17 protein-coding genes are annotated in these 22388 nt (G+C 74.4%); 12 read left to right on the plus strand and 5 right to left on the minus strand.

The window, feature by feature from the left end:
* Positions 1-20 precede the first annotated feature (20 nt).
* The 9 genes from DNL40_RS07915 to DNL40_RS07955 all read left to right on the plus strand — a co-directional run bounded on the left by DNL40_RS07915 (position 21) and on the right by DNL40_RS07955 (position 12787).
* On the plus strand, positions 21-1019 hold the full coding sequence (locus DNL40_RS07915) for a carbohydrate ABC transporter permease (protein ID WP_245885757.1): 999 nt from the start codon (positions 21-23) through the stop codon (positions 1017-1019).
* Entirely contained in the window at positions 1016-1939 is a 924-nt protein-coding gene (locus DNL40_RS07920; protein ID WP_111250703.1) for a carbohydrate ABC transporter permease, read from the plus strand. Before DNL40_RS07915 ends, DNL40_RS07920 begins: the two co-directional genes overlap by 4 nt.
* Positions 1940-2103: 164 nt before the next feature.
* A complete protein-coding gene (locus DNL40_RS07925) occupies positions 2104-3468 on the plus strand; it encodes an ABC transporter substrate-binding protein (RefSeq protein ID WP_111250704.1) in 1365 nt (454 codons plus the stop codon).
* Positions 3465-4220: a glycerophosphodiester phosphodiesterase gene (locus DNL40_RS07930; protein ID WP_111250705.1), complete on the plus strand. Its 756-nt coding sequence runs from the start codon at positions 3465-3467 to the stop codon at positions 4218-4220. Before DNL40_RS07925 ends, DNL40_RS07930 begins: the two co-directional genes overlap by 4 nt.
* A gap of 321 nt (positions 4221-4541) precedes the next feature.
* A complete protein-coding gene (gene pdhA / locus DNL40_RS07935; protein ID WP_111250706.1) occupies positions 4542-5696 on the plus strand; it encodes a pyruvate dehydrogenase (acetyl-transferring) E1 component subunit alpha in 1155 nt (384 codons plus the stop codon).
* Positions 5693-6730 carry an alpha-ketoacid dehydrogenase subunit beta gene (locus tag DNL40_RS07940; RefSeq protein WP_111250707.1) on the plus strand — a complete coding sequence of 346 codons (1038 nt, stop codon included), beginning with the start codon at positions 5693-5695 and terminating at the stop codon, positions 6728-6730. The genes pdhA and DNL40_RS07940 overlap by 4 nt, the downstream gene beginning before the upstream one ends.
* Positions 6731-6821: 91 nt before the next feature.
* Positions 6822-8393: a dihydrolipoamide acetyltransferase family protein gene (locus DNL40_RS07945; protein ID WP_111250708.1), complete on the plus strand. Its 1572-nt coding sequence runs from the start codon at positions 6822-6824 to the stop codon at positions 8391-8393.
* A gap of 64 nt (positions 8394-8457) precedes the next feature.
* Positions 8458-10563, plus strand: coding sequence for a bifunctional copper resistance protein CopD/cytochrome c oxidase assembly protein (locus DNL40_RS07950; RefSeq protein WP_111250709.1), 2106 nt, complete (start codon positions 8458-8460; stop codon positions 10561-10563).
* A gap of 31 nt (positions 10564-10594) precedes the next feature.
* Positions 10595-12787: a S9 family peptidase gene (locus tag DNL40_RS07955; RefSeq protein ID WP_111250710.1), complete on the plus strand. Its 2193-nt coding sequence runs from the start codon at positions 10595-10597 to the stop codon at positions 12785-12787.
* A gap of 90 nt (positions 12788-12877) precedes the next feature.
* Here DNL40_RS07955 and DNL40_RS07960 read toward each other — a convergent pair whose 3' ends face one another.
* Together DNL40_RS07960 and DNL40_RS07965 are read right to left on the minus strand one after the other, a co-directional pair.
* Positions 12878-13198: a PLDc N-terminal domain-containing protein gene (locus DNL40_RS07960; protein ID WP_111250711.1), complete on the minus strand. Its 321-nt coding sequence runs from the start codon at positions 13196-13198 to the stop codon at positions 12878-12880.
* Positions 13195-13866: a TetR/AcrR family transcriptional regulator gene (locus DNL40_RS07965; protein ID WP_245885759.1), complete on the minus strand. Its 672-nt coding sequence runs from the start codon at positions 13864-13866 to the stop codon at positions 13195-13197. The genes DNL40_RS07960 and DNL40_RS07965 overlap by 4 nt, the downstream gene beginning before the upstream one ends.
* A gap of 183 nt (positions 13867-14049) precedes the next feature.
* Here DNL40_RS07965 and DNL40_RS07970 point away from each other — a divergent pair, with 183 nt between their 5' ends.
* Positions 14050-16995 (plus strand): MMPL family transporter, encoded by a 2946-nt coding sequence (locus DNL40_RS07970; RefSeq protein ID WP_111250713.1) that lies wholly within the window; start codon positions 14050-14052, stop codon positions 16993-16995.
* Positions 16992-19295, plus strand: a complete 2304-nt coding sequence (locus tag DNL40_RS07975) for a YhgE/Pip domain-containing protein (RefSeq protein ID WP_111250714.1) — start codon at positions 16992-16994, stop codon at positions 19293-19295. Before DNL40_RS07970 ends, DNL40_RS07975 begins: the two co-directional genes overlap by 4 nt.
* A 152-nt stretch (positions 19296-19447) precedes the next feature.
* Here the strand turns inward: DNL40_RS07975 and DNL40_RS07980 are convergent, their stop codons facing one another.
* Positions 19448-19681, minus strand: coding sequence for a hypothetical protein (locus DNL40_RS07980; protein ID WP_146252051.1), 234 nt, complete (start codon positions 19679-19681; stop codon positions 19448-19450).
* A 169-nt stretch (positions 19682-19850) separates the two neighbouring features.
* On the opposite strand from DNL40_RS07980, the gene DNL40_RS07985 reads away from it, so the two are divergent.
* On the plus strand, positions 19851-20879 hold the full coding sequence (locus DNL40_RS07985) for a chymotrypsin family serine protease (protein ID WP_111250716.1): 1029 nt from the start codon (positions 19851-19853) through the stop codon (positions 20877-20879).
* A 33-nt stretch (positions 20880-20912) separates the two neighbouring features.
* On the opposite strand, the gene DNL40_RS07990 is transcribed toward DNL40_RS07985, so the two are convergent.
* Positions 20913-21560, minus strand: a complete 648-nt coding sequence (locus DNL40_RS07990; protein WP_111250717.1) for a superoxide dismutase family protein — start codon at positions 21558-21560, stop codon at positions 20913-20915.
* Positions 21561-21700: 140 nt separating this feature from the next.
* The gene (locus DNL40_RS07995) at positions 21701-22327 is read right to left on the minus strand and encodes a hypothetical protein (protein WP_111250718.1); all 627 of its coding nucleotides are present in this window, start codon (positions 22325-22327) and stop codon (positions 21701-21703) included.
* Positions 22328-22388: the final 61 nt, after the last annotated feature.

Here is a 22388-nt window from a genome sequence, read left to right on the forward strand (position 1 = left end):
CTTCGTGAGCGGACAACGCTGTGACCACCGCCAACACCCTCTCGGCGTCCGGGGCTCCGACCCCTCCGGCGCCCCTGCCGGCCCGTGCGGCCCCGCCGCCCCGCCCGCAGCCGCAGCGAGCCTCGCGCGGCCGCCTCAGCACCCGCCGCCGCCGCTCGGCGCTCCTGTGGGCGCTGCTGCTCGCCGGCCCCAACGTCGCCCTGCTGCTCGTCTTCGTCTACCGCCCGCTGCTGGAGAGCTTCTACCTCTCGACCCTGCAGTGGAACCTGGGCTCGCCCACGGCGCGCTCCGTCGGGCTCGGCAACTACGTCGAGTGGTTCACCGCCCCCAGCACCCCGACCGTGGTCACCACCACCGCCGTGTTCACGGTGGCCACGGTGGGCGGCGCGATGGTGCTGGGCCTCGGTCTCGCGCTGCTCCTCGACCGCAAGCTCGTCGGGCGCGGCCTGGCTCGCACGGTCGCCTTCGCCCCCTACGTCCTCTCCGGGTTCGCCGTCGGCATCCTGTGGCTGTTCATGTTCGACCCCCGCTACGGGCTCGTGCAGGAGCTGCTCGGCCTCGTGGGCGCCGACTCCCCGCAGTGGTACACCCAGCGGCCGTGGCCGCTGGTCATGGTGATCGTCGTGTACCTGTGGAAGAACGTCGGGTACGTCGCCCTCATCTACCTGGCCGGCCTCCAGTCCGTCCCCCGGGACCTCAAGGACGCCGCGGCCCTCGACGGCGCCTCCTCGGCCCGCACCCTGCGGTCGATCGTGCTGCCGCTGCTGACACCCACCACGTTCTTCCTGCTGGTGACGATGCTGCTGGCCTCGCTGCAGTCCTTCGACATCATCAAGGCGATGACCTCGGGCGGGCCGCTCGGCTCGACCACCACGCTCATGTACTCGATCTACCAGGAGAGCTTCGTCAACGGCCGGGCGGGGTACGCCTCCGCCGTGGCCACCGTGCTGTTCCTCGTGCTCCTGGTGGTCACGGCCGTGCAGATGCGGTTCGTCCAGCGGAAGGTCCACTACGCATGAGCGTCGTCGCACCGGCCACCCCCGCCGCGGGCGCGCCGTCCTCTCCGGCCCCGGGCGCCTCGCAGCCCTCCGCCACGCCGGCCGCCCGCCGCCCCGCCCGGCGCCGCCGGCCCCAGGTGGGCAGCTACGTCACCATGCTGCTCGCGACCGTGGTGCTCGCCGCGCCGCTCCTGTGGATGGTGCTGGCGAGCCTCAAGACGCCGTCCGAGCTCTACCAGGTGCCGCTGCAGTGGCTGCCCCACCAGCCCACGCTCGACAACTACGCCCAGGCGGCGCAGACCGTGCCGCTCGGCCGGCTGCTCGCCAACAGCATCGGCCTGACGATCGTGGGCGCCGGCCTCAAGGTGGTGCTCGGGCTGTGCTGCGCGTACGCCCTGGTGTTCCTGGACTTCCCGTTCAAGCGCCTGGTGTTCGGGCTGGTCATCGCCACCCTGATGATCCCGCCGCAGATCACGATCATCCCCAACTACACGCTGGTGGCCGGCCTGGGGTGGCTCAACACCTACCAGGGCATCCTCGTGCCGGGCCTCGCCAGCGCGTTCGGGACCTTCCTGTTCCGGCAGCACTTCCTCACGCTGCCCGCATCGATCCTCGAGGCGGCCGAGCTCGACGGCGCCGGCCACTGGCGCAGGCTGTGGCGGTTCGTGGTGCCCATGAGCACGCCCACCCTAGCGGCGGTGGCGCTCGTGTCGGTCGTGACCGAGTGGAACGACTACCTGTGGCCGTTCCTCGTCATCGACGACCCGTCCAAGATGACGCTGCCGGTGGGACTCACCCTGCTCCAGAACATCGACGGCATGACGAGCTGGGGCGTGCTGCTCGCCGCCACCGTGGTGGTCACCCTGCCGATCCTTCTCGTCTTCCTGATCCTCCAGCGGCGCCTCGTCGCCGGACTGACCGCCGGCGCCGTCACCGGCTGACACCGCGCCGACGGCACCCGCCACCCACCGGACCCACCGACCTCCTGCCCGCCAGCCGGCGCCGCAGGTCCTGGGCGTGCCCCGGCGCGCCCGCTCGGACCCCCGAGCACGTCCCAGCACCACCCGCGCACCGCCCCGTGGTGCACGATCTGAAGGAGCACCCCGTGTCCCACCGTCCCGCACGGCGCCCGCGCCGTCACCTCGCCGTCGCGTCGGCGCTCGCCGCGGTCGCCGCCCTGACCGCCACCGCCTGCTCCGGGCCCAGCGTCGGCTCGACGCCCGCCGCGGCCGACGACGCCGAGGCGATCGACTGGTCGCAGGTGGAGCCCGCCTCGGAGATCACCTGGTGGAGCAACCACCCCGGCCAGTCGAAGGCCGTCGAGGAGGAGCTCATCGCCCGGTTCGAGGCCGAGCACCCCGAGATCTCCGTCAAGCTGGTGACCGCCGGCGCCAACTACGACGAGGTGGCCCAGCGCTTCCAGGCCGCGTCGCAGACCAGCGACCTGCCGGACCTCGTGATCGCGTCCGACGTCTGGTGGTTCCGCTACCACCTGAACGACCAGATCATGCCGCTGGACGACGTGTTCGAGCACCTGGACGCCGAGGCCGACGACTTCCAGCCCGCGCTGTACGCCGACTACGAGTACGAGGGTCAGCACTGGGCCGCCCCCTACGCGCGCTCCACGCCGCTCTTCTACTACAACAAGGACCTGTGGGCGGCGGCCGGCCTGCCCGACCGCGGCCCGGAGACCTGGGACGAGCTGCAGGAGTGGGACGCCTCGCTGCGCCAGCACGTGCCCGCCAACGGCTCCACGTTCGGCCTGTCCACCGGCCCCTCGTGGGGTGCGTGGTGGTTCGAGAACATGATCTGGGGCCAGGGCGGCGAGTACTCCGACGGCTTCGACCTGACGCTGGACAGCGACGAGTCGGTGGCCGGCGGCCAGTTCCTGCACGACCTGTTCCACGCCTCGGGGGTGGCGAGCCTCTCGGCCGACGACGCGATGGCGGACTTCGCCTCGGGCCTGATCGCCTCGACGATCGGCTCGACCGGCTCGCTCAAGGGCGCGCTCGACGCCGCCTCGTTCGAGGTGGGCACCGCCTACCTCCCCGACGGCCCCGCGGGCGGTGGCACGCCGACCGGCGGCACCGGCCTGGCGATCCCGTCGTCGCGCACGCCGGAGCAGAAGCTGGCCGCAGCCATGTTCCTGCAGTTCATCACCAACACGGAGAACACGGCGTACTTCTCGCAGAGCACCGGGTACATGCCGGTGCGCACGTCGGCCGTCGAGAGCGACGCGATGAAGGAGACCTACGCGCAGACGCCGCAGTTCCGGACCGCCGTCGACCAGCTCGCGGACAAGGCGCGCCCGCAGGACTACGTGCGCGTGTTCGTGCCGGGCGCCGACGCGCTGCTGAACCAGGCGATCGAGCAGATCGTGATCGAGGGGGCCGACCCGCGCACGGCCTTCGAGGCGATCACCCCGCAGATCGAGACGGCGTACAAGGAGAACGTGGAGCCCTACCTGTGAGCGACGCGGGCCGGCCGCTCGTCGTCGCCCACCGCGGCAACAGCTCGGTGGCGCCGCAGAACACGCTGGCGGCGTTCGAGTCGGCGTGGCGGGCCGGTGCGGACAGCATCGAGATCGACGTCCAGCTCACGGCCGACGGTCACGTCGTGGTGATCCACGACGACACGGTGGACGCGACGACGTCGGGCACCGGGGCGCTCGCGAGCCTGGACCGGGTGGACGTGCGCGCCCTGGACGCCGGGTCGTGGTTCTCCTCGGCGTACGCCGGTCAGCGGGTGCCCACGTTCCAGGAGGTCGTGGAGCTGCTGGTGCGGCGGCCCGGCATCGAGCTGCTGCTGGAGGTCAAGGGCTCGTGGACGGCGGAGCAGGTGCGCCTGGTCACGGAGCCGTTGCGCGAGGCCGGCCTGAGCGACCGGGTGCTCGGCCAGAGCTTCTGGCCGGAGACGGTCGCCGCGATCGGCGAGGCGGACCCTGGCCTGCGTCGTGGCCTGCTGGTGGCGGAGGTGCCCGGCGACCTGACGGAGCGGTGCGCCGACCTGGGCGTGATGACGTGCAACCCGATGGGGTCCCTCCTGGTGGAGGACCCGGACCTGGTGCGCCGGCTGCACGAGGCGGGCCTGCAGGTCATGGTGTGGACGCTGAACGAGGCGGCGCACTGGGAGCAGGCCGTGCGCCTGGGCGTGGACGCCGTCATCACGGACCGCCCGGACCGGCTGGTTGGCTGGCTGGAGGGCCGCTCGGCCACCGTGTGACCGGGGCGGGCAGTCGTCCCCGCGCCCTGGGAGAGACGCCTGCGGGCGGGTTCGCGGCAGTGCTGCGGGCCCGCCCGCAGGCGTTCTCGTCGTCGTCGCCGGATGACGGAGGGCGCGGGTGCGAGGACGGCCGGTTGGAGGAATCCTCCAAAGCACGTCGGCGAGCCTTGGGCGGCCCACCGGCAGACCTGACCCTCGGGGTGCAACCTACGCTTGCGTAGGCTACGAAGGCGTAGGTTCGGTCCGCTCCTGCGGGAGCACCCGGGCCGTCCAGCCGTCGCGCAGCCCGCCCCGCTCGGGGCCGTCAGCGAAGGAGACCGCGTGAAGACCGACGCCACCGGTGGGCCCGACGCCGCCACCCAGGACGTCACCCCCCTCGTCCAGCTCGTCGCGCCCGACGGCAGCCGCACGGCCGACCCCGAGCACGCCGCCTACCGCGAGCGCGTGGCCCACCTGGCTCCCGCCGACCTGCGCGCCATGTACCGCGACATGGTGCTCACGCGCCGGTTCGACGACGAGTCGACGGCGCTGCAGCGCCAGGGCGAGCTCGCCCTGTTCGCGCAGGGCCGCGGCCAGGAGGCCGCCCAGGTCGGCTCCGCCCACGCGCTCGCCCCGCAGGACCACGTCTTCCCCAGCTACCGCGAGCACGGCGTGCTGCACGTGCGCGGCGTCGACCCCGTCGACCGGCTCCGCCTGTTCCGCGGCGAGGACCACGGCGGCTGGGACCCGGCCGAGCACAACGTGCAGCTCTACACCCTCGTCATCGGTTCCCACGCCCTGCACGCCGCGGGGTACGCGATGGGCGTGCAGCGCGACGGCCTGGTGGGCACGGGCGACGCCGCCCGTGACACCGCCGTCGTCACCTACTTCGGCGACGGCGCGACCGCCCAGGGCGACGTCAGCGAGGCCCTCGTGTTCGCGGCGGTGAACAACGCCCCCCTCGTGCTGTTCTGCCAGAACAACCAGTGGGCGATCTCCGAGCCCACGAGCCGCCAGGCGCGCGGCCCGCTCTACCGGCGCGGCGAGGGATTCGGCGTCCCCGGCGTCAGGGTCGACGGCAACGACGTGCTGGCCTGCTACGCCGTCATGGCCGACGCCCTCGAGCGGGCGCGCAGCGGCGGCGGCCCCACGTTCGTCGAGGCGTACACCTACCGCATGGGCGCGCACACGACGTCGGACGACCCGACCCGCTACCGCGAGCGCGCCGAGGAGGACTACTGGCGCCGCCGCGACCCGATCGACCGCCTGGCGGCGCTCCTGCGCAGCGAGGGCGAGTGGGACGAGGAGTGGGCCGCCGACGTCGAGGCCGAGGCCGAGGCGCTCGGCGAGCGGCTGCGCACCGAGGTCCGGGCGCTCGGCGCCCCGCCCACCACGGCGATGTTCGACCACGTCTACGCCACCCCGCACGCCACCGTCGACGAGGAGCGCGCCTGGCTGGCCGAGTACGAGTCCGACCTGACGGAGGGCGCGCGATGAGCACCGCGACCGAGCAGACCACCGAGCAGACCACCGCGCAGAGCGAGCGGACCACCCGGACGCTCACGTTCGCCAAGGCGATCACCGAGGGCCTGCGGGCCTCGCTCGAGAGCGACGACCACGTGATGGTCATGGGCGAGGACGTCGGCCGGCTCGGCGGCGTGTTCCGCGTGACCGACGGCCTGCAGAAGGACTTCGGCGAGGCTCGCGTGGTGGACACGCCGCTCGCGGAGTCCGGCATCGTCGGCTCCGCCATCGGGCTGGCCCTGCGCGGCTACCGGCCCGTGTGCGAGATCCAGTTCGACGGGTTCGTGTTCCCCGCGTTCGACCAGATCACCACGCAGCTCGCGAAGATGCACTACCGCTCTCGCGGTCGCCTCCAGGTGCCCGTCGTGATCCGCATCCCCTACGGCGGCGGCATCGGGGCCGTGGAGCACCACTCCGAGAGCCCCGAGGCGCTGTTCGCCCACACCGCCGGCCTGCGCGTCGTCACGCCGTCCACCCCCCAGGACGCCTACGACATGATTCGTGCGGCCGTGGCCTCGCCCGACCCGGTCGTCTTCTTCGAGCCCAAGGGCCGCTACTGGTCCAAGGGCGAGGTCGACCTGGCCGCTGCCCCGGCCGAGGGCATCCTCGACCGGGCGCGCGTGGCGCGGGCGGGCACCGACGTGACCCTCGTGGCGTACGGACCCACCGTGGCCACCGCGCTGAAGGCCGCCGACGAGCTGGCGGCCGAGGGCACCAGCGCGGAGGTCGTGGACCTGCGTGCCGTGTCGCCGATCGACTTCCCCACGGTGGTGGACAGCGTGCGGCGCACGGGCCGCTGCGTCGTCGTGCACGAGGCACCCGTGTTCCACGGCGTGGGCGGCGAGGTCGCCGCGCGCGTCACCGAGGAGGCGTTCTACTCGCTCCAGGCGCCGGTGCTGCGCGTGGGCGGGTTCCACGCCCCCTACCCGGTGGCCAAGCTCGAGCACGACTACCTGCCGAGCGTCGAGCGCGTGCTCGACGCCGTCGACCGGTCCCTCGCCTACTGACCCCCTCTGCTGCGGGTGCAGCCCTGGCTCTCTTGCGCTCCGCGGAGGGGCTGAGACTGCACCCGCAACGTTCGGACGGACGGAGAATTCCTTGAGCACGCAGCGGTTCCCGCTCCCCGACGTCGGGGAGGGCCTGACCGAGGCCGAGATCGTCGAGTGGCGCGTCAAGCCCGGCGACACGGTGGCGGTCAACCAGGTGATCGTCGAGATCGAGACGGCCAAGTCGCTCGTCGAGCTGCCCTCGCCGTGGGCGGGCACCGTCGCGGCGCTGCTGGTCCAGGAGGGCGACACCGTCGACGTCGGCACGCCGATCATCGAGGTGAGCACCGGGGCCGGTGCGCCTGCCGCCGGAGGCGCTGCGCCGGCCGGGCAGCCCTCACCCGCCGAGCCGGCTGCGGCCCAGCCCGCCGCAGCGCCGCAGGCCGCCCCGCAGGCCGCCCCGCAGGCTGCTGCGGCCGAGGGGTCCGGCTCGGTGCTGGTCGGCTACGGCACGGCCGAGCAGGGCGGCGCCGCGCGCCGTCGTCGCCGCGGTGCGGGGCCGACGCCGGCCGCGCCGGCTTCCGTGCCCGCCTCGGCCGCCACCGCTGCTGCCCCCGCTGCAGCACCCGTTGCGGCCCCCCGCCCGACGCCGGCCGCGCCCGCACCGGTGGTGCCCACCCCGGCTCCTGCCGCCCCGGCGGTTCCGCAGGGTCCGGCGGCACCCGACGGCGGCACCATCTCCGTGCCCGCCGCGAACGGCAACGGCGCCGCCGCCCACGGCCGCGTGCTGGCCAAGCCACCGGTGCGCAAGCTCGCCAAGGAGCTCGGCGTCGACCTGGCCTCGGTGCACCCCACGGGCCCCGGCGGCATCGTCACGCAGGAGGACGTCGTCCGGCACGCGGAGCAGGCGCGGCCGCAGACGCTCGCCACGTACCCGGACGACGACCAGCCGTGGCTGGCCTCGGGTGCCGTCTCGTCCGACGGCCGCCAGACGCGCGTGCCGGTCAAGAGCGTGCGCAAGCGCACGGCGGAGGCGATGGTGGCCAGCGCCTTCACCGCCCCGCACGTCACCGTGTTCCACACCGTGGACGTCACCAAGACGATGAAGCTCGTGGCGCGCCTCAAGGAGGACCGCGACTTCGCTGGCGTGCGGGTCACGCCCCTGCTGATCGCGGCCAAGGCCGTGCTCATGGCGGTCAACCGGCACCCGCAGATCAACGCGAGCTGGGACGACGCCGCGCAGGAGATCGTCTACAAGCACTACGTGAACCTGGGGATCGCCGCGGCCACGCCGCGCGGCCTGGTGGTGCCGAACATCAAGGACGCGCACACGCTGGACCTGCTGCGCCTGGCGAACGCGATCGCCGACCTCACCGCCACCGCCCGGGCCGGTCGCACGAGCCCGGCGGCGATGAGCGACGGCACGTTCACCGTCACGAACGTCGGTGTCTTCGGCATCGACACCGGCACGCCGATCCTGAACCCGGGGGAGGCGGGCATCCTGGCGTTCGGCGCGATCCGCCAGCAGCCGTGGGTGCACAAGGGCAAGATCAAGCCGCGCTGGGTCACGCAGCTCGCGCTGAGCTTCGACCACCGCCTGGTCGACGGCGAGCTGGGGGCGCGGTTCCTCTCGGACGTCGCGAAGGTGCTGGAGGACCCGGCCCACGGCCTGGTCTGGAACTGACCTCTCGTCGTGGGTCACACCGGGCGGCTGCCCTGGGCCGGCGTGGCGCGCCTAGTCTGGGACGGTGACCACCCGCCCCGCCCCTGACGCCGTCGCGCCCTCGACCGCGGGAGGTGCGCCCCGCCACCCCTGGTGGCTGGTGGCGGCCGGACCGGTCGCCGTCGTCGTCGCGCTGGCCTCCGTGCTGGGCGGCGGCGCCTACAGCGGCGCGTTCTCCGCGCTGGCGTCGTTCAGCGACCCGGGCGCGGTGGTGCGCTGGGGCCTGCCGGTCACCACGGTGCTCACCGAGCTGGCGGCGGCGCTGACCCTGGGCGGCCTGGTGGCCGCCGCCTGCCTCGTGGCCCCAGGTCCCCTGCAGCGGCGGGCACTGACGACGGCGGGCGCGGCGGCGTCCGTGTGGGCGCTCGTGGGTGTGGTGCGGCTGGTGCTGCAGTACGCGAACGTGTCCGGCTCGCCTCTGGACGCCCCCGGCTTCGGTGCCGGGCTGGGGCAGTACCTGACCAGCGTGGAGCTGGGGCAGATCAACCTGACCATCGTGGTGCTGGCCGCCGTGACGTCCGCGTTCGCGCTCGCCGTCGGCGGCCGGGTCGGCGCGCTGTGGACGTGCCTGCTGCCGCTGGCGGCGCTGGCCTACCAGTCGTCCACCGGCCACGCGGCCGGGGCGGCGGGGCACTCGCTCGCGGTGAGCGCGATGTTCATGCACCTGGTGGGTGCCGCCCTGTGGGTCGGTGGCCTGGGTGCCATCGCCGTCCTGACCCTCGCGCCCGCCCGCGAGGGTGCGGGCGGGGCTGGCGGGAAGGGTCCCGCCCGCGGCGAGGCAGGTTGGGAGCCCGCCGTCGGACGCTACTCCGTGATCGCGGGGTGGTGCTTCGCCGCCGTCGGGTTCTCCGGCGTGGTCAGCGCGTGGGTGCGCGTGGGCGACCTCGCGGACCTCGGGACCCGCTACGGCATCCTGCTCGTCACCAAGGTGGTGCTGCTGGTGGTGCTGGGCGGCATCGGCTGGCTGCACCGGCGCGCCGTCGTCGGGCGGCTGACCGGCCCGGGCGCGGTACCGGGGGCTCGGATGCTGTTCTGGCGCCTGGCCGCCGTCGAGCTGGCCGTCATGGGCGCCGTCTCGGGCGTGGCCGTGGCGCTGTCCTCCACCGCCCCGCCGGTGCCCGAGGTCGAGCCGGTCGACACCAGCCCCGCCTACCAGCTCACCGGCTGGCCGCTGCCGCCCGAGCTCACGGGGGAGCGCTGGATCACCGAGTGGCGGCTGGACCCGCTGTTCGCGTTCGCGTGCGCGGCGGGCGTGGTGGTGTACCTGACGTGGGTGGTGCGCCTGGCCCGGCGCGGCGACCGCTGGCCGGTGGGTCGCACCCTGTCCTGGTGCGCCGGCATGGCCGTGGTGGCCTGGAACACCAACGGTGCCCCCACCATCTACGGCGAGGTGCTGTTCAGCGCCCACATGGTGCAGCACATGGTGCTGGCCATGATGGTGCCGCTGCTGCTGGTGCTGGCCGCACCGGTCACGCTGCTGCTGCGCGCGGTGCCGGCCCGCAAGGATGGGTCGCGCGGGCCGCGCGAGTGGGTGCTGGCGTTCGTGCACTCCTGGTGGGGCCGGTTCGTCTCCCGACCGGTGGTGGCGGCCGTGATCTTCGTGGCCGGCATGATCCTCTTCTACTACTCGCCGCTGTTCGAGTGGTCGCTGGAGTCCCACGTGGGCCACGTGTGGATGGTGGTGCACTTCACCACCGCCGGGTACCTGTTCGCGAACGCGCTGGTGGGGGTGGACCCGGGTCCGGAGCGGCCGGGTTTCCCGCTCCGGCTGGTGCTGCTGTTCGCCACGATGGCGTTCCACGCGTTCTTCGGTGTGGCGCTCATGGCCCAGACGTCGCTGCTGGCCGCCGACTGGTTCGGGAACATGGGGCGGCCGTGGGGCCTGAGCGCCATCGAGGACCAGCAGCAGGGCGGGGCCGTGGCGTGGGGGATCGGCGAGCTGCCCACCGTGGCGCTGGCGATCATCGTCGCGATCATGTGGACGCGTTCCGACGAGCGCGAGGCCCGGCGCCGCGACCGCAAGGCCGACCGGGACGGCGACGCCGAGCTGGAGCAGTACAACGCGATGCTGGCCCGGATGGCGGGGCGGGACGCGACCCAGGGGCCCGAGAAGGGCGACGGCGGCCGGTGATCGCCGCCCACCCGCGCAACACACGGGTGGTATGACGGTCCCTGTGACGCACGACACCACAGCACCGGACCCCGGGCAGACCCCGTTCCACGACCTCGACGCCTACCTCGCGATCCCGCGCACCGGCGGGCTAGCGCTGAGCCCTGACGGGCGGCGGCTCGTCACCAGCGTGGCCACGCTGGACCCCGCGCGCACCGCGTATCGCACCGCCCTGTGGGAGGTGGACCCGACGGGTCAGGAGCCGGCTCGCCGACTGACCCGTTCCAGCAAGGGTGAGTCGGCGGCCGTGTTCACCGCGGGCGGTGACCTGCTCTTCACGTCCGCCCGGCCGGACCCGGACGGCGCGGCCGAGGGCGACCCGAGGCCGGCCCTGTGGCTGCTGCCCGCGGGTGGCGGCGAGGCCCGTGTGATCGCGACGGCGCCCGGCGGCGTCGGAGGGGTGCTCGCGGCCAGGGACGCCGACGTCGTCTCGCTGGCGTCCTCGCTGATGCCGGGCGCGGCGGACCTGGAGGAGGACGCGCGGCTGCGCAAGGCGCGCAAGGACCTCAAGGTCTCGGCGATCTGGCACACCGGCTACCCGGTGCGGCACTGGGACCACGACCTCGGCCCGGACGAGCCGCGCCGGTTCGCCGCCTCGCTCGGCGCCCTGGCCGACGAGCCGGCGCGGCCGCTGCCCGTCGAGGAGGACGGGGAGGGCGCGGCGGGTGCCGCGCCCGGCCGTCTGCTCGACCTGGTCCAGCTCACCGGCCCCGGCCGGGCGCTGGTCGAGCACTCCGCCGCGCTCTCGCCGGACGGCGCCACGCTGGTGACCACGTGGAACGTGGCCGACCCGGGGGCGGCGACGCGCGAGACGCTCGTGGCGATCGACACGGCGACGGGGGAGCGCCGCACCCTGGTGGACGACCCGGACGCAGGGGTGGGCTCTCCGGCCGTCTCGGCCGACGGGCGGTGGGTGGCGTACCTGTCCACCACCATCACGTCGCCGGAGCAGGCACCGGTGGTGCGCCTGGGCCTGGCGCCGCTGGACGGTGGCACGGACCCCGAGGTCCTCGCCGACGACTGGGACCGCTGGCCCAGCTCGGTGACGTGGCTGCCGGACGGTTCGGGCCTGGTGGTCACGGCCGACGAGGACGGGCGCGGCCCGGTGTTCCTGGTGACGTTCGGCCCCGGTGGCCCGGGCGCGGGCGAGCCGGTGACCGTCGAGCGGGTCACGGCCGACGACGCGACGTTCACCGACGTGGTCGTGGCTCCGGACGGCAGCGCGCTGTACGCGCAGCGGGTCAGCTACCTGGCGCCGTCGGAGCCGGTGCGCGTCGACCTCGCCGCGTTCCGCGCCTCCGGGGAGCCCGGCAGCCGGGAGCCGGTGGCGGCTCAGGCGCTGCGCGGGCCGGTGCCCGCGCCCACGCTGCCGGGCACGCTCACGGAGGTGGAGACGACGACGGACGACGGCGTGCGCGTGCGTGCCTGGCTCGCCCTGCCCGATGTTTCACGTGGATCCGAGCCGGCCCCGCTGCTGCTGTGGATCCACGGCGGGCCGCTGAACTCGTGGAACGCGTGGTCGTGGCGGTGGAACCCGTGGCTGATGGTGGCGCGCGGGTACGCGGTGCTGCTGCCGGACCCGGCGCTCTCGACGGGTTACGGCCAGGAGTTCGTGCAGCGCGGCTGGGGCGCGTGGGGCCAGGCGCCCTACACCGACCTCATGGCGATCACGGACGCCGTCGTGGCCCGTGACGACATCGACGAGACGCGCACGGCGGCGATGGGCGGCTCGTTCGGCGGGTACATGGCCAACTGGGTGGCCGGGCACACCGACCGGTTCCGCGCGATCGTGACGCACGCGAGCCTGTGGGCGCTCGACCAGTTCGGCCCCACCACGGACCACTCGTTCTACTGGGCACGCGAGATGACGCCTGAGATGGCGCTGGCCAACAGTCCGCACCGGTTCGTGGGCCAGATCCGCACGCCGATGCTCGTGGTGCACGGCGACAAGGACTACCGGGTGCCGATCGGGGAGGGCCTGCGCCTCTGGTACGAGCTGCTGACCGCCTCGGGCCTGCCGGCGTCGGACGACGGGCAGACGGTGCACCGGTTCCTCTACTACCCGGACGAGAACCACTGGGTGCTCAGCCCGCAGAACGCGAAGGTCTGGTACCAGGGGGTGCTCGCGTTCCTGGGCGAGCACGTGCTCGGCCAGGCCCCGGAGCTGCCGACGACGCTGGGCTGAGCGCTCCCGCGCCGTCGCTGACGCCGCCGCACCCGCCGACGTGCCGGCCCGGTCGAGGACCGGGCCGGCACGGCCGTGGTGCGGCCTGGGCTACCCGAGGGTGCCGGGCTGCGACGCGGTGCCGGGCTCCGTGGGGATCTGGTTCACGCGGGGCGAGCCGGGCTGCGCGGGGGCGGGCCGGCGTCGGACGGCGAGGTACACGACCGGCCCGACGACGGGCACGAGCAGCGATAGCAGGAGCCAGCCGACGCCGTCGTCCCCGCGCCGCACCGCCCAGACGACCACGGCGGCGATGGCCAGGGGCGCGGCGAGGAACGGCGTGAAGAGGAGGAACGTCAGCACCCAGTCGTAGGTCGACGAGAGGAACAAGGAGGCCTCCAAGGGGTCGGCGGAGCCGGGGTCGGGGGTCATGCCTCGGCGACCAGGAGGTCGACGAGCGTCTCGAGCGCGGGGGCGTCGACGACCTTCTCGCGCCCGCCCACGAACGCGTCACGGGCGCTGGCCTCGTACACGCCGAGCAGCAGCTCGACGGCGACGGGCGCCTCCACCACGAACCGCAGCCCGAGCCTCTCCACGAGGCGGGAGAGCGCGGCGGCGAGCTCGCCCCGCAGGGCCCGCTGCTGCGCGGTCCAGGCGGCGCCGACCTCGGGGGCACGCATGGCGAGCAGCTCGAACTCGGCGTTCATGATGTACCAGCGGTGCTCGGGTCCCTGCCCGGAGGTGACGGCGGCGAGCACGGAGCGCACGGCGCCACGGTCGAGCCGGTCGCCCTGCATCACGTCGCCGTCGAGCTGGGCGACGGCGGCCTCCAGGGACGCCAGGTGGCGGCGCGCCTGCCGTTGGGAGAGGGCGAGGAACAGCTCTTCCTTGCTGGCGAAGTTGGAGTAGAAGGCGCCGCGGGTGAACCCGGCGGCCTCGGTGATGGCCTCGACGGAGGCGGCACCGAGCCCGACCTCGGAGAACACCTGCTCGGCGGCGTCGAGCAGGCGCTCGCGAGTGCGCTCGCGCCGTGCGGAGATGGGGACGTCACCCGTGGACGGGGCGCCTGCGTCGTCGCCGTGCGCCGTCTGCGTGCTCACGTGCCTGCCTCTCGTGCTGCCGCCTGGCGGCGGCGATCCTGGGCGGTCACTGTACCCGCGACCTTCGATACACCACTGTATCCAGTTCGCTCCTGTATCGGATACAGTCATGTATCGACTGCCGCTGGCCGGCGCCGCCACGTGCCCCGGCCGCCTCGAACCGCTCACCCCCCGGGAGAAGCGTTGTCCTCCGTGCTCTACCAGCTCGGCCGCTGGGCCGTGCGTGCCCGCCGCCTCGTCGTCATCGGGTGGGTCGTCGTGCTCGCCCTCGTCGGCGGTGCCGCCGGCCTCCTCCAGAAGGGGCTCGACAACGACGTGTCGATCCCCGGCACCGAGGCCAACGCGGCCCTCGAGCGCCTCTCGGCCACGTTCCCGCAGGTCTCCGGCGCCTCCGCGCAGCTCATCGTGGTCGCGCCCGACGGCGAGACCATCGAGGCCCCGGCCGTGCGCGGCCCCGTCGAGGACGCCGTCGAGGCCCTCGGGGACATCGACCAGGTCGCGGCCGTCACCTCGCCGTACGAAGACCTCATGGCCGCGTCCGTCAACGACGACGAGACCGCGACGATCCTCCAGATCCAGCTCGACGGCGACATCGGCGTCATCACCGACGCCACCAAGGACGCCCTGCAGGACGCGACCGCCGACCTCGCCGCAGCGCTGCCCGACGGCTCGCGCGCCTCGCTCGGCGGCGAGCTCTTCTCCACCGAGTTCCCCGGCCTGACGGCCACGGAGGCCATCGGCCTGCTCGTGGCCCTCGTCGTCCTCGTGGTCACCCTCGGGTCGCTCGTCGCCGCCGGTCTCCCGCTGCTCAACGCGCTGCTGGGCGTCGGCGTCACGATGGGCCTGCTGTTCGCCGCCACGTCCGTGGCCACGATCAACTCGACGACGCCGATGCTGGCCGTGATGCTGGGCCTCGCCGTCGGCATCGACTACGCCCTGTTCGTCGTCTCGCGCCACCGTGACCAGCTCCGCCCGGGCGAGCCCGTCATCTCCGTCGAGGAGTCGATCGCCCGCGCCACCGCCACCGCGGGCTCCGCCGTCGTGTTCGCCGGCCTCACCGTCATGATCGCCCTGGTGGGCCTGGGCGTCGCCGGCATCCCCTTCCTCACAGTCATGGGCGTCACCGCCGCCGTGGGCGTGGGCATCGCGGTGCTCGTCTCGCTCACCCTGCTGCCCGCGATGCTCGGCTTCGCCGGCGAGCGCCTGCGCCCCGGCACACCCCGCAAGCGGCGCGGCCGCAAGGCCGCCGGCCGCACCGTCGGCACCGGCCGGGGCGCCCGGGCCGGTGCCGCCACCCGCCAGGCCGACGACGCGACCGAGGGTCGCGAGGTGGCCGCCCGTGCCGCCGCGGGCGAGGGCGTCGAGGGCCGCGGGCACGCGGCCGCCGCCCCTACGCAGGGCACGTTCGGGGACCGGTTCTTCGCCCGCTGGGTCCACGTCGTCACCAAGCTGCCCGCGCTCACCATCGCGATCGTCGTGATCGCCCTCGGTGCGCTGAGCGCCCCCGCCCTCAACCTGCGCCTGGCTCTGCCCGACGCCGGGGCTCTGCCGCAGGACTCCTCGGCCCGCGTCACCTACGACCTGGTCTCCGAGGAGTTCGGCGAGGGCTTCAACGGCCCGCTGATCGTCACCGGCTCGATCGTCACCAGCACCGACCCGCTGACGCTCATGAACGACATCGCCGACGAGATCCGGCAGATGCCCGGCGTCGCCGACGTGCCGCTCGCCACCCCCAACGAGTCCGCGGACACCGGCATCGTCCAGGTGGTGCCCGAGGGCGGGCCGACGTCCGAGGCCACCGAGAACCTCGTCCACGAGATCCGCGACCGGCACGACTACTTCCTCCAGGAGTACGGCGTCGACCTCGCCGTCACCGGCTTCACCGCCGTCGGCATCGACGTCTCCGCCAAGCTCGGCCAGGCGCTGCTGCCCTTCGCGCTCGTGGTGGTGGGGCTGTCGCTCCTGCTGCTCACCATGGTGTTCCGGTCGGTGTGGGTACCCATCAAGGCTTCCCTCGGCTACCTGCTGAGCGTCGGCGCCGCGTTCGGCGTGGTCACCCTCGTGTTCGAGCACGGCTTCCTCGCCGACGCCCTGCACGTCACCCGCACCGGGCCCGTCATCAGCTTCATGCCGATCGTGCTCATGGGTGTGCTGTTCGGCCTCGCCATGGACTACGAGGTGTTCCTCGTCTCCCGCATGCGCGAGGACTACGTGCACGGCGACCGCTCCGTGCCCGGTCTCGCCCGCCGTGCCGTGATCAGCGGTTTCCAGGGCTCCGCCAAGGTGGTCACCGCCGCCGCGGTCATCATGTTCGCCGTCTTCGTGGCGTTCGTGCCCGAGGGGGACATGAACCTCAAACCGATCGCGCTCGGCCTCGCCGTCGGTGTCGCCGTCGACGCGTTCGTGGTCCGCATGGTGCTGGTGCCCGCCGTCATGGCGCTGCTGGGCGACCGCGCCTGGTGGATCCCGCGCGGCCTGGACCGCGTCCTGCCCCGGTTCGACGTCGAGGGCGAGGGGCTGGCCAAGGAGCTCGCCCTGGCCGAGTGGCCCGAGCCCGGCGCCCACGACGCCCTGGCCGTGCACGGCCTCGTGGTCGACGGACCCGACGGCAACCCCGTGGTGGGCCCCGTCAGCGCACGGGTCCCCGAGGGCGGTGCCCTCGTGGTGCGGGCCGACGCCGCGGCGCCCGTCGACGCGTTCCTCCTCGCCGTCTCCGGACGCCTCGCCCCCGACGCCGGGGCCGTCAAGGTCACCGGGCTCGTCGTGCCCGAGCGGTCCGCCGCCGTGCGCGGCCGTGTCGCCGTCGTCGACGCCGGGGTGCTCGCCGGGGGCGCCGCCACCGCGGCCGCCTCCGCCGTCGACGCCGCCCGCCGTGAAGGCGCGCGCGCCGTCGCCGTGCTGCGCACCGAGGCGCTCGGCGACCGGGACGGGCGCGACGCGCTCGCCGCGGCCCTCGTGGCCGCCCAGGAGGTCGGCCTCACCGTGCTGGTGGGCACCACCGACGCCGTCGACGCCGAGCACGACCTGCTGCCGCCCGGCACCCCCGTCCTCGACGTCGGCCACCCCAGCCCCGACCCCGTCGGGCCCACCACGACCCCGGACCAGCACGACGCGGAGGTGTCGGCATGAACCGCCTGAACGCACAGGGCCAGAACGTCTGGCGCGTGGTCGCCGTCGCCCTGCTGCCCGTCATGGTGCTCGGGCTGCTGCTCGCGGCCCTGTGGGACCCGCAGGAGCGCCTCGACACCGTCAAGGCCGCCATCGTCAACAACGACGAGCCCGTCACGATGGACGGCCAGCTCGTGCCCCTGGGCCGCCAGCTCGCCGCCGGGCTCGTCTCCGGCGAGGCCCCGCCCACCGAGCAGACCGCCAAGGCGGCTCCGCCGTCGGACGCCAGCTACGACTGGGAGATCACCGACGCCGACCACGCCGCCGCAGGGCTGGCCGACGGCACGTACGCCGCCGTCGTCACCATCCCCGAGGACTTCTCGGCCGCAGCCACCTCGTTCGGCGGCGACGACCCCACCCAGGCGCGCCAGGCCACCATCGACGTCGCCACCCCGCCCGGCGGGCGCGTGGTCGACGCCGCGCTCGCCCGCGTGGTCGCCAACGCCGCCACCTCCGTGATGGGTGGTGCGCTGACCGAGACGTACGTCGACAACGTGCTGGTCGGGTTCAACACCCTGCACGAGCAGCTCGGCCAGGCCGCCGACGGTGCCGGGCAGCTCGCCTCCGGGGCCGGCGACGCCGCGGGCGGCGCGTCGCAGCTCGCCGACGGCGCGGGCCAGCTCGCGGACGGTGCCGGTGAGGCGGCGTCCGGCGCCGACCAGCTCGCCGACGGTGCCTCGCAGCTCGCGTCGGGCGCGCGCAGCGCGGCCGGTGGGGCCTCGCAGCTCGCCGACGGTGCGCAGCAGGCCGCCAGCGGTGCCTCGGGCCTCGCCGGTGGGGCCTCGCAGCTGGCCGACGGTGCCGGCCAGCTCGCGGCCGGCGTGAGCCAGAGCGCAGCAGGAGCACGCGCTCTCGCCGACAACGGTGACCAGGTCGCTGCCGGGGCCTCGTCCCTGGCGGGCGGTGTGCACGGGCTCGCTGACGGACTCGCGCAGATCGACTCGCAGCTGCCTGATGTCGACCAGTCCCCGGACCTCTCCGGTCTCGAGTCGCTGTCGGACCTCGCGTCGACGCTCGGACAGCTCGTCGCCGTAGCGGGTCCCGCCTGCCAGGCGGGTGCGCTGCCGCAGGACCTGTGCGGCGCGCTCGCGGGAGTCGACCCGGGGGAGCTCACCGACCTGCCGAGCGTCGACCAGATGCAGGCGCAGCTTGACGGCATCGTCGCGCTGCGGTCCGCCATCGGTGACGCGGCAGCGGGAGCCGAGCAACTTGCTGGCGCCGCCGACCAGGTGGCTGCGGGGAGCTCGGGCATCGCCGGTGGAACACGCGACCTGGCAGGCGGCCTCGACCAGCTGCAGGGTGGCGCGGCCGGGCTGCAGCAGGGCGCCCAGCAGCTCGCCGGCGGCGCCACGGCGCTCGCGGGCGGTGTCGGCCAGGTCGCCGGCGGTGCTCGGGAGCTGTCCGGCGGTGTCGGTCAGCTCGCCTCGGGTGCCTCGGGCCTGTCCTCCGGCGCTGGCTCGCTGGCGGGTGGCGTGGACCAGCTCGCGACGGGCGCTTCCGGTCTCTCGACGGGTGCTGGTGAGCTCGCAGGTGGCGTCGGTCAGCTCGCCGACGGTGCGGGTGACCTCTCGGACGGTCTGGGCCAGGCCGTGGACCAGATCCCGAGCTACACGGACGACCAGCGGCGGACCCTCGCCTCGGTGGTCGCCGACCCGGTGGCGGCCCCCGGTGCCGACGGGATCGACGCGGGCTCCACGGGGCCGCTGTTCGCCGTCGTCGCGCTGTGGCTCGGTGCGCTGGGCCTCACCACGGTGCTGCGTCCCTCGCCCGCGCGTGCCCTGGGCTCCACCCGCGGCTCGCTGCGCCTGGCGCTGGCGGACCTCGCCCTGCCGTCGGCGATCGCCGTCGGCACCGGTGCCGTGGTGGGCGGCGTCCTCGCGGGCGTCGAGGGGCTGTCGCCGCTCGGCTGGCTCGGCGCGATGGCGCTCGGCGCGCTGGTGTCGGTGGTGTTCGTGGCCGTGCACCAGGGGTTCTGCCTCCTGCTGGGTGACGTCGGCCGTGGCGTGAGCCTCCTGATGGCGGTGCTGGTCATCGCCACGGGCGTGGTCGCCACGGTGCCGGTGTGGCTGGAGTCGGTGGCCGACCTGCTGGCGGTCGGCGCGGCCCGCGAGGCGCTCGTGGGCCTGGTGGTGCCGGACGCCGGCGGGGTCGCCCCCGCCGTGGTGGCGCTGGTGCTGTGGGGGCTGGCGGGGCTCGCGGTCGCCGTGTTCGCCACCGCCCGACGCCGCACGGTGCGGGTCGCGGACCTGCTGCCGGCCTGAGCGTCGCCGGCCGTGTCGTCGCGAGCGCCGTCGGGCCGCACGCCTGACGGGCCGCCGGTGCGGACGGCCTGATGTGCACGATGCCGGGCTGGGTCACACGGCCCGGCCCGGCATCGTGCGTCTCGGGACGTCTTCGGTCGCCGCCGGGGCCGTCAGCGCGCGGTGCCGCGCCAGCGTCCGACGAGCTCCTCGTCCGCACGACGGCGCTCCTGCTGGTCCCGGACCGTGTGGCACACGAGCCGGTGGGCGAGCAGGGCGGTGGGGTCGTGCTCGGCGGCCCACAGGATCGCTGCGTGCACCTGGTAGTCGGCGGGGCCTGCGGGCGTCGCGGGGGCGGCCAGGGCGCGCCGGGTCGCGGTGGCAGGCCGTGGCCTGGCGTCGAGCATGGTCTTCTCCGTCTGGGGCGAGTGCGTCGCGGCGTCCTTGCCTGGATCGTGCGCCCCCTGCACCCAGAGAGACGGTGTTGTGTTCCCTCTATGACGCGGTTTGAGAAAACTCGTTCCGCGAGGTGTGGCGGGAGGGTCGCTGTCGGTGGCCCCCGTCACACTCGGGCGCATGGAGATCGCCGAGGCACGAGAGGTCAAGCAGCAGCTGAGCGACTACGCCCGTGAGCTCGGCGAACGGTACGGGGCAGTGACCCCGTACACCGCGGACGCCACCAGCAGCACGAGCTCCGACGTCGACCGCGCCCCCACGCTCGCCCTCGGCATCGCCCCCGCCGCCGACGGCGGCTACGCCGTCGCCGTGCGCTACCGGCTCGGCGTGCCCTCGGCCCGCGCCGTGGTCCGCAAGGTCGCCGCGGAGGCGGGCGCCCGGGCCGACGTGCGCCGCACGGGACGCATCCGCACGCTGGCCGACGTGCGGCCACGGCCCCCGGTCGTCCGCGCGCAGGCGTCGGGCGAGACGGGCCGGGTGCGCCCCCTGCGCCCCGGCGTCTCCATCGCCAACGTCGCCGTCACCGCAGGGACCCTCGGGGCGTTCGTGGTCGAGGCCGGTTCCAGCACTCCCCAGGTGCTGTCCAACTGGCACGTGCTGGCGGGCTCCACGACCGCCGCCGCGGGCGACGTCGTGGTGCAGCCAGGCCCCGCGGACGGCGGGCAGGAGCCCCGCGACCGCGTGGGCACGCTGGGCAGGCTCGTGCCGCTCGAGCCCGGCCGGAGCAACCTGGTGGACGCCGCGCTGGCGGTGCTCGACGACGGCATCGAGGTGGACCTCGACCACCCCGTGGGGCGCGTGACCACCACCGCGCAGGCGCTGGGCGGGGAGGCCGTGGCCAAGATCGGCCGCACCACGGCCCTCACCCGGGGCCGGGTCACCGCCATCGAGCTCGACGACGTCCTGGTGGGCTACGGCGACGACCTCGGGGTGCTCGGGTTCGACGGGCAGGTCGAGGTCGAGCCCACGGGCACCGGTCCCTTCTCGCGCGGCGGCGACTCCGGCTCCCTCGTCTACCGCGAGGACGGCGTGGCGCTCGGCCTGCTGTTCGCCGGCTCCGAGACGGGCGGCAGCAACGGTGCGGGCCTCACCTACGTCAACCCGATCGACACCGTGCTCGACGCCCTCGGGGTCCGGCTCGCCGGCTGAGCCCCCTGGCCGCCGCGTCACCCCACGGGCCGGTCACTCCACGACGCCGCACGCGATCCGGTCACCGGCGTCCCCCGTGGCGAGGGTGTCCTCGTCCGGGCCGTCCGGCGCGTACCGCTCCGGCACGTTCGCGAAGTTGTCGCGGCCCGCGTGGACCATCACGGCGCTGCCGTCGTCGTCGAACAGCTCGTCCTGGGTGAGCCGGTCCGTGCGCGTGACGAGGCTGCCCTCGCCGTCCTCGGTGACGTAGATCGGTGGCAGGTCGCCCGCGTGCGCGCCGTGGTCGTCGTCGTCCGCGCCCAGGTGGCCCCCCGCCGAGAGGAACGCGCCCGTCTGCGACGGGTCGTCGGGCGGCGAGCTCTCCGGCTCGCACAGCCCCACGGCGTGCACGTGGAAGGCGTAGAAGCCCGGGTCCAGCCCCTCCACCTCGACCGACACCTCCGTGACGCCGTCGGCCTGCGTGAACGTCACCATGCCGACGTCGTCACCCGAGACGTCGGTGAGGGTGGCATGGGCCATGACGGCCCCGCTGGCCGCGGGAGCCTCTGTCGGGGCGGTGAGGTCGGTCTCGGCGGTGGCGTCCGACTCCGACGTCGCCCCTCCCGCCGCGCAGCCGGCCAGCGTCAGCGCCGCCACGGCGGCCACCGCCGTCGTCGGTCCCAGTGGTCGCAGGTGTCGCATGTGGTCCCCTCACCCGCCGGCACGGAGTCGTGGGGCAGGCCGGGCGCAGCCGGCCGGGTCGCACGGCCCCGGTGCCGGCGGCTCCGTCGGGGCCGTGCCTCCAGCCTGGGCGCTCCCCGCCCCGTCCGCACGCGCGCGGGTCAGGCGAAGACGTCGCGCACCCACCGCTCGCCGTCGGAACGGAAGCCGACACGGTGCAGGTAGGTCAGGTCGTGGGTCTCGGCGTGCGGCACCACCACCCGGTCGAACCCCTTCGACGCGAAGATGCCGCTGCGCCGGTGCACGAACTCCCCGGGCGTGAAGTCACGGAACCGCTCCGAGACCCAGTCGAGCTCCACCAGCGCCTCGCCGCGGCCCGCGTCGCTCAGCACCATCACACCCACCGTCTCGTCCCCGCGCTGCACCAGGAACGCTGAACGGCCCGCCGTCCGGCCGGCCTCGAAGTGCGGTGCGAAGCGTGCGATGTCCTCGGCATGGGTGCGCAGCACGTGCAGCAGGTACGCGTCGTCGGGCGCGACCTCCACCACCGTGTACACGGCCTCGTCGTGCCGCTCCCGGTACAGGCGCTGGAGCCAGTACACGTTGATGAGGGAGATCGCGGCGTTCATCGCCACGAACGGCCAGATGCCCGCGATGACGTTGTAGATCGTGGCGATCACCGAGCCGGTGAGGTTGAGCCAGCGGAAGCGCAGCACGCGCGCCTGCGTGAGCGACCAGACGACCAGGGCGGAGCCGACCCACCCGCCGATCTCGAGCCAGGGAACCATGGCGGAAGCCTAGGCGGCGGCCGGTGCCGCACCGCGCGGGCAGCCCCGTGACGTTGCGAGG

This window comes from Xylanimonas oleitrophica (genome assembly GCF_003244315.1).
In the GTDB taxonomy this organism is placed as follows: Bacteria; Actinomycetota; Actinomycetes; order Actinomycetales; family Cellulomonadaceae; genus Xylanimonas_A; species Xylanimonas_A oleitrophica.

Excerpts from the sequence above, each read along its gene's own strand:
- DNL40_RS07920 (WP_111250703.1), top strand. The coding sequence starts at position 1,016 with ATGAGCGTCGTCGCACCGGCCACCCCCGCCGCGGGCGCGCCGTCCTCT.
- DNL40_RS07955 (WP_111250710.1), top strand. The coding sequence starts at position 10,595 with ATGACGGTCCCTGTGACGCACGACACCACAGCACCGGACCCCGGGCAG.
- DNL40_RS07960 (WP_111250711.1), bottom strand. The coding sequence starts at position 13,198 with ATGACCCCCGACCCCGGCTCCGCCGACCCCTTGGAGGCCTCCTTGTTC.
- DNL40_RS07995 (WP_111250718.1), bottom strand. The coding sequence starts at position 22,327 with ATGGTTCCCTGGCTCGAGATCGGCGGGTGGGTCGGCTCCGCCCTGGTC.
- DNL40_RS07940 (WP_111250707.1), top strand. The coding sequence starts at position 5,693 with ATGAGCACCGCGACCGAGCAGACCACCGAGCAGACCACCGCGCAGAGC.
- DNL40_RS07980 (WP_146252051.1), bottom strand. The coding sequence starts at position 19,681 with ATGCTCGACGCCAGGCCACGGCCTGCCACCGCGACCCGGCGCGCCCTG.
- DNL40_RS07975 (WP_111250714.1), top strand. The coding sequence starts at position 16,992 with ATGAACCGCCTGAACGCACAGGGCCAGAACGTCTGGCGCGTGGTCGCC.
- DNL40_RS07985 (WP_111250716.1), top strand. The coding sequence starts at position 19,851 with ATGGAGATCGCCGAGGCACGAGAGGTCAAGCAGCAGCTGAGCGACTAC.
- DNL40_RS07990 (WP_111250717.1), bottom strand. The coding sequence starts at position 21,560 with ATGCGACACCTGCGACCACTGGGACCGACGACGGCGGTGGCCGCCGTG.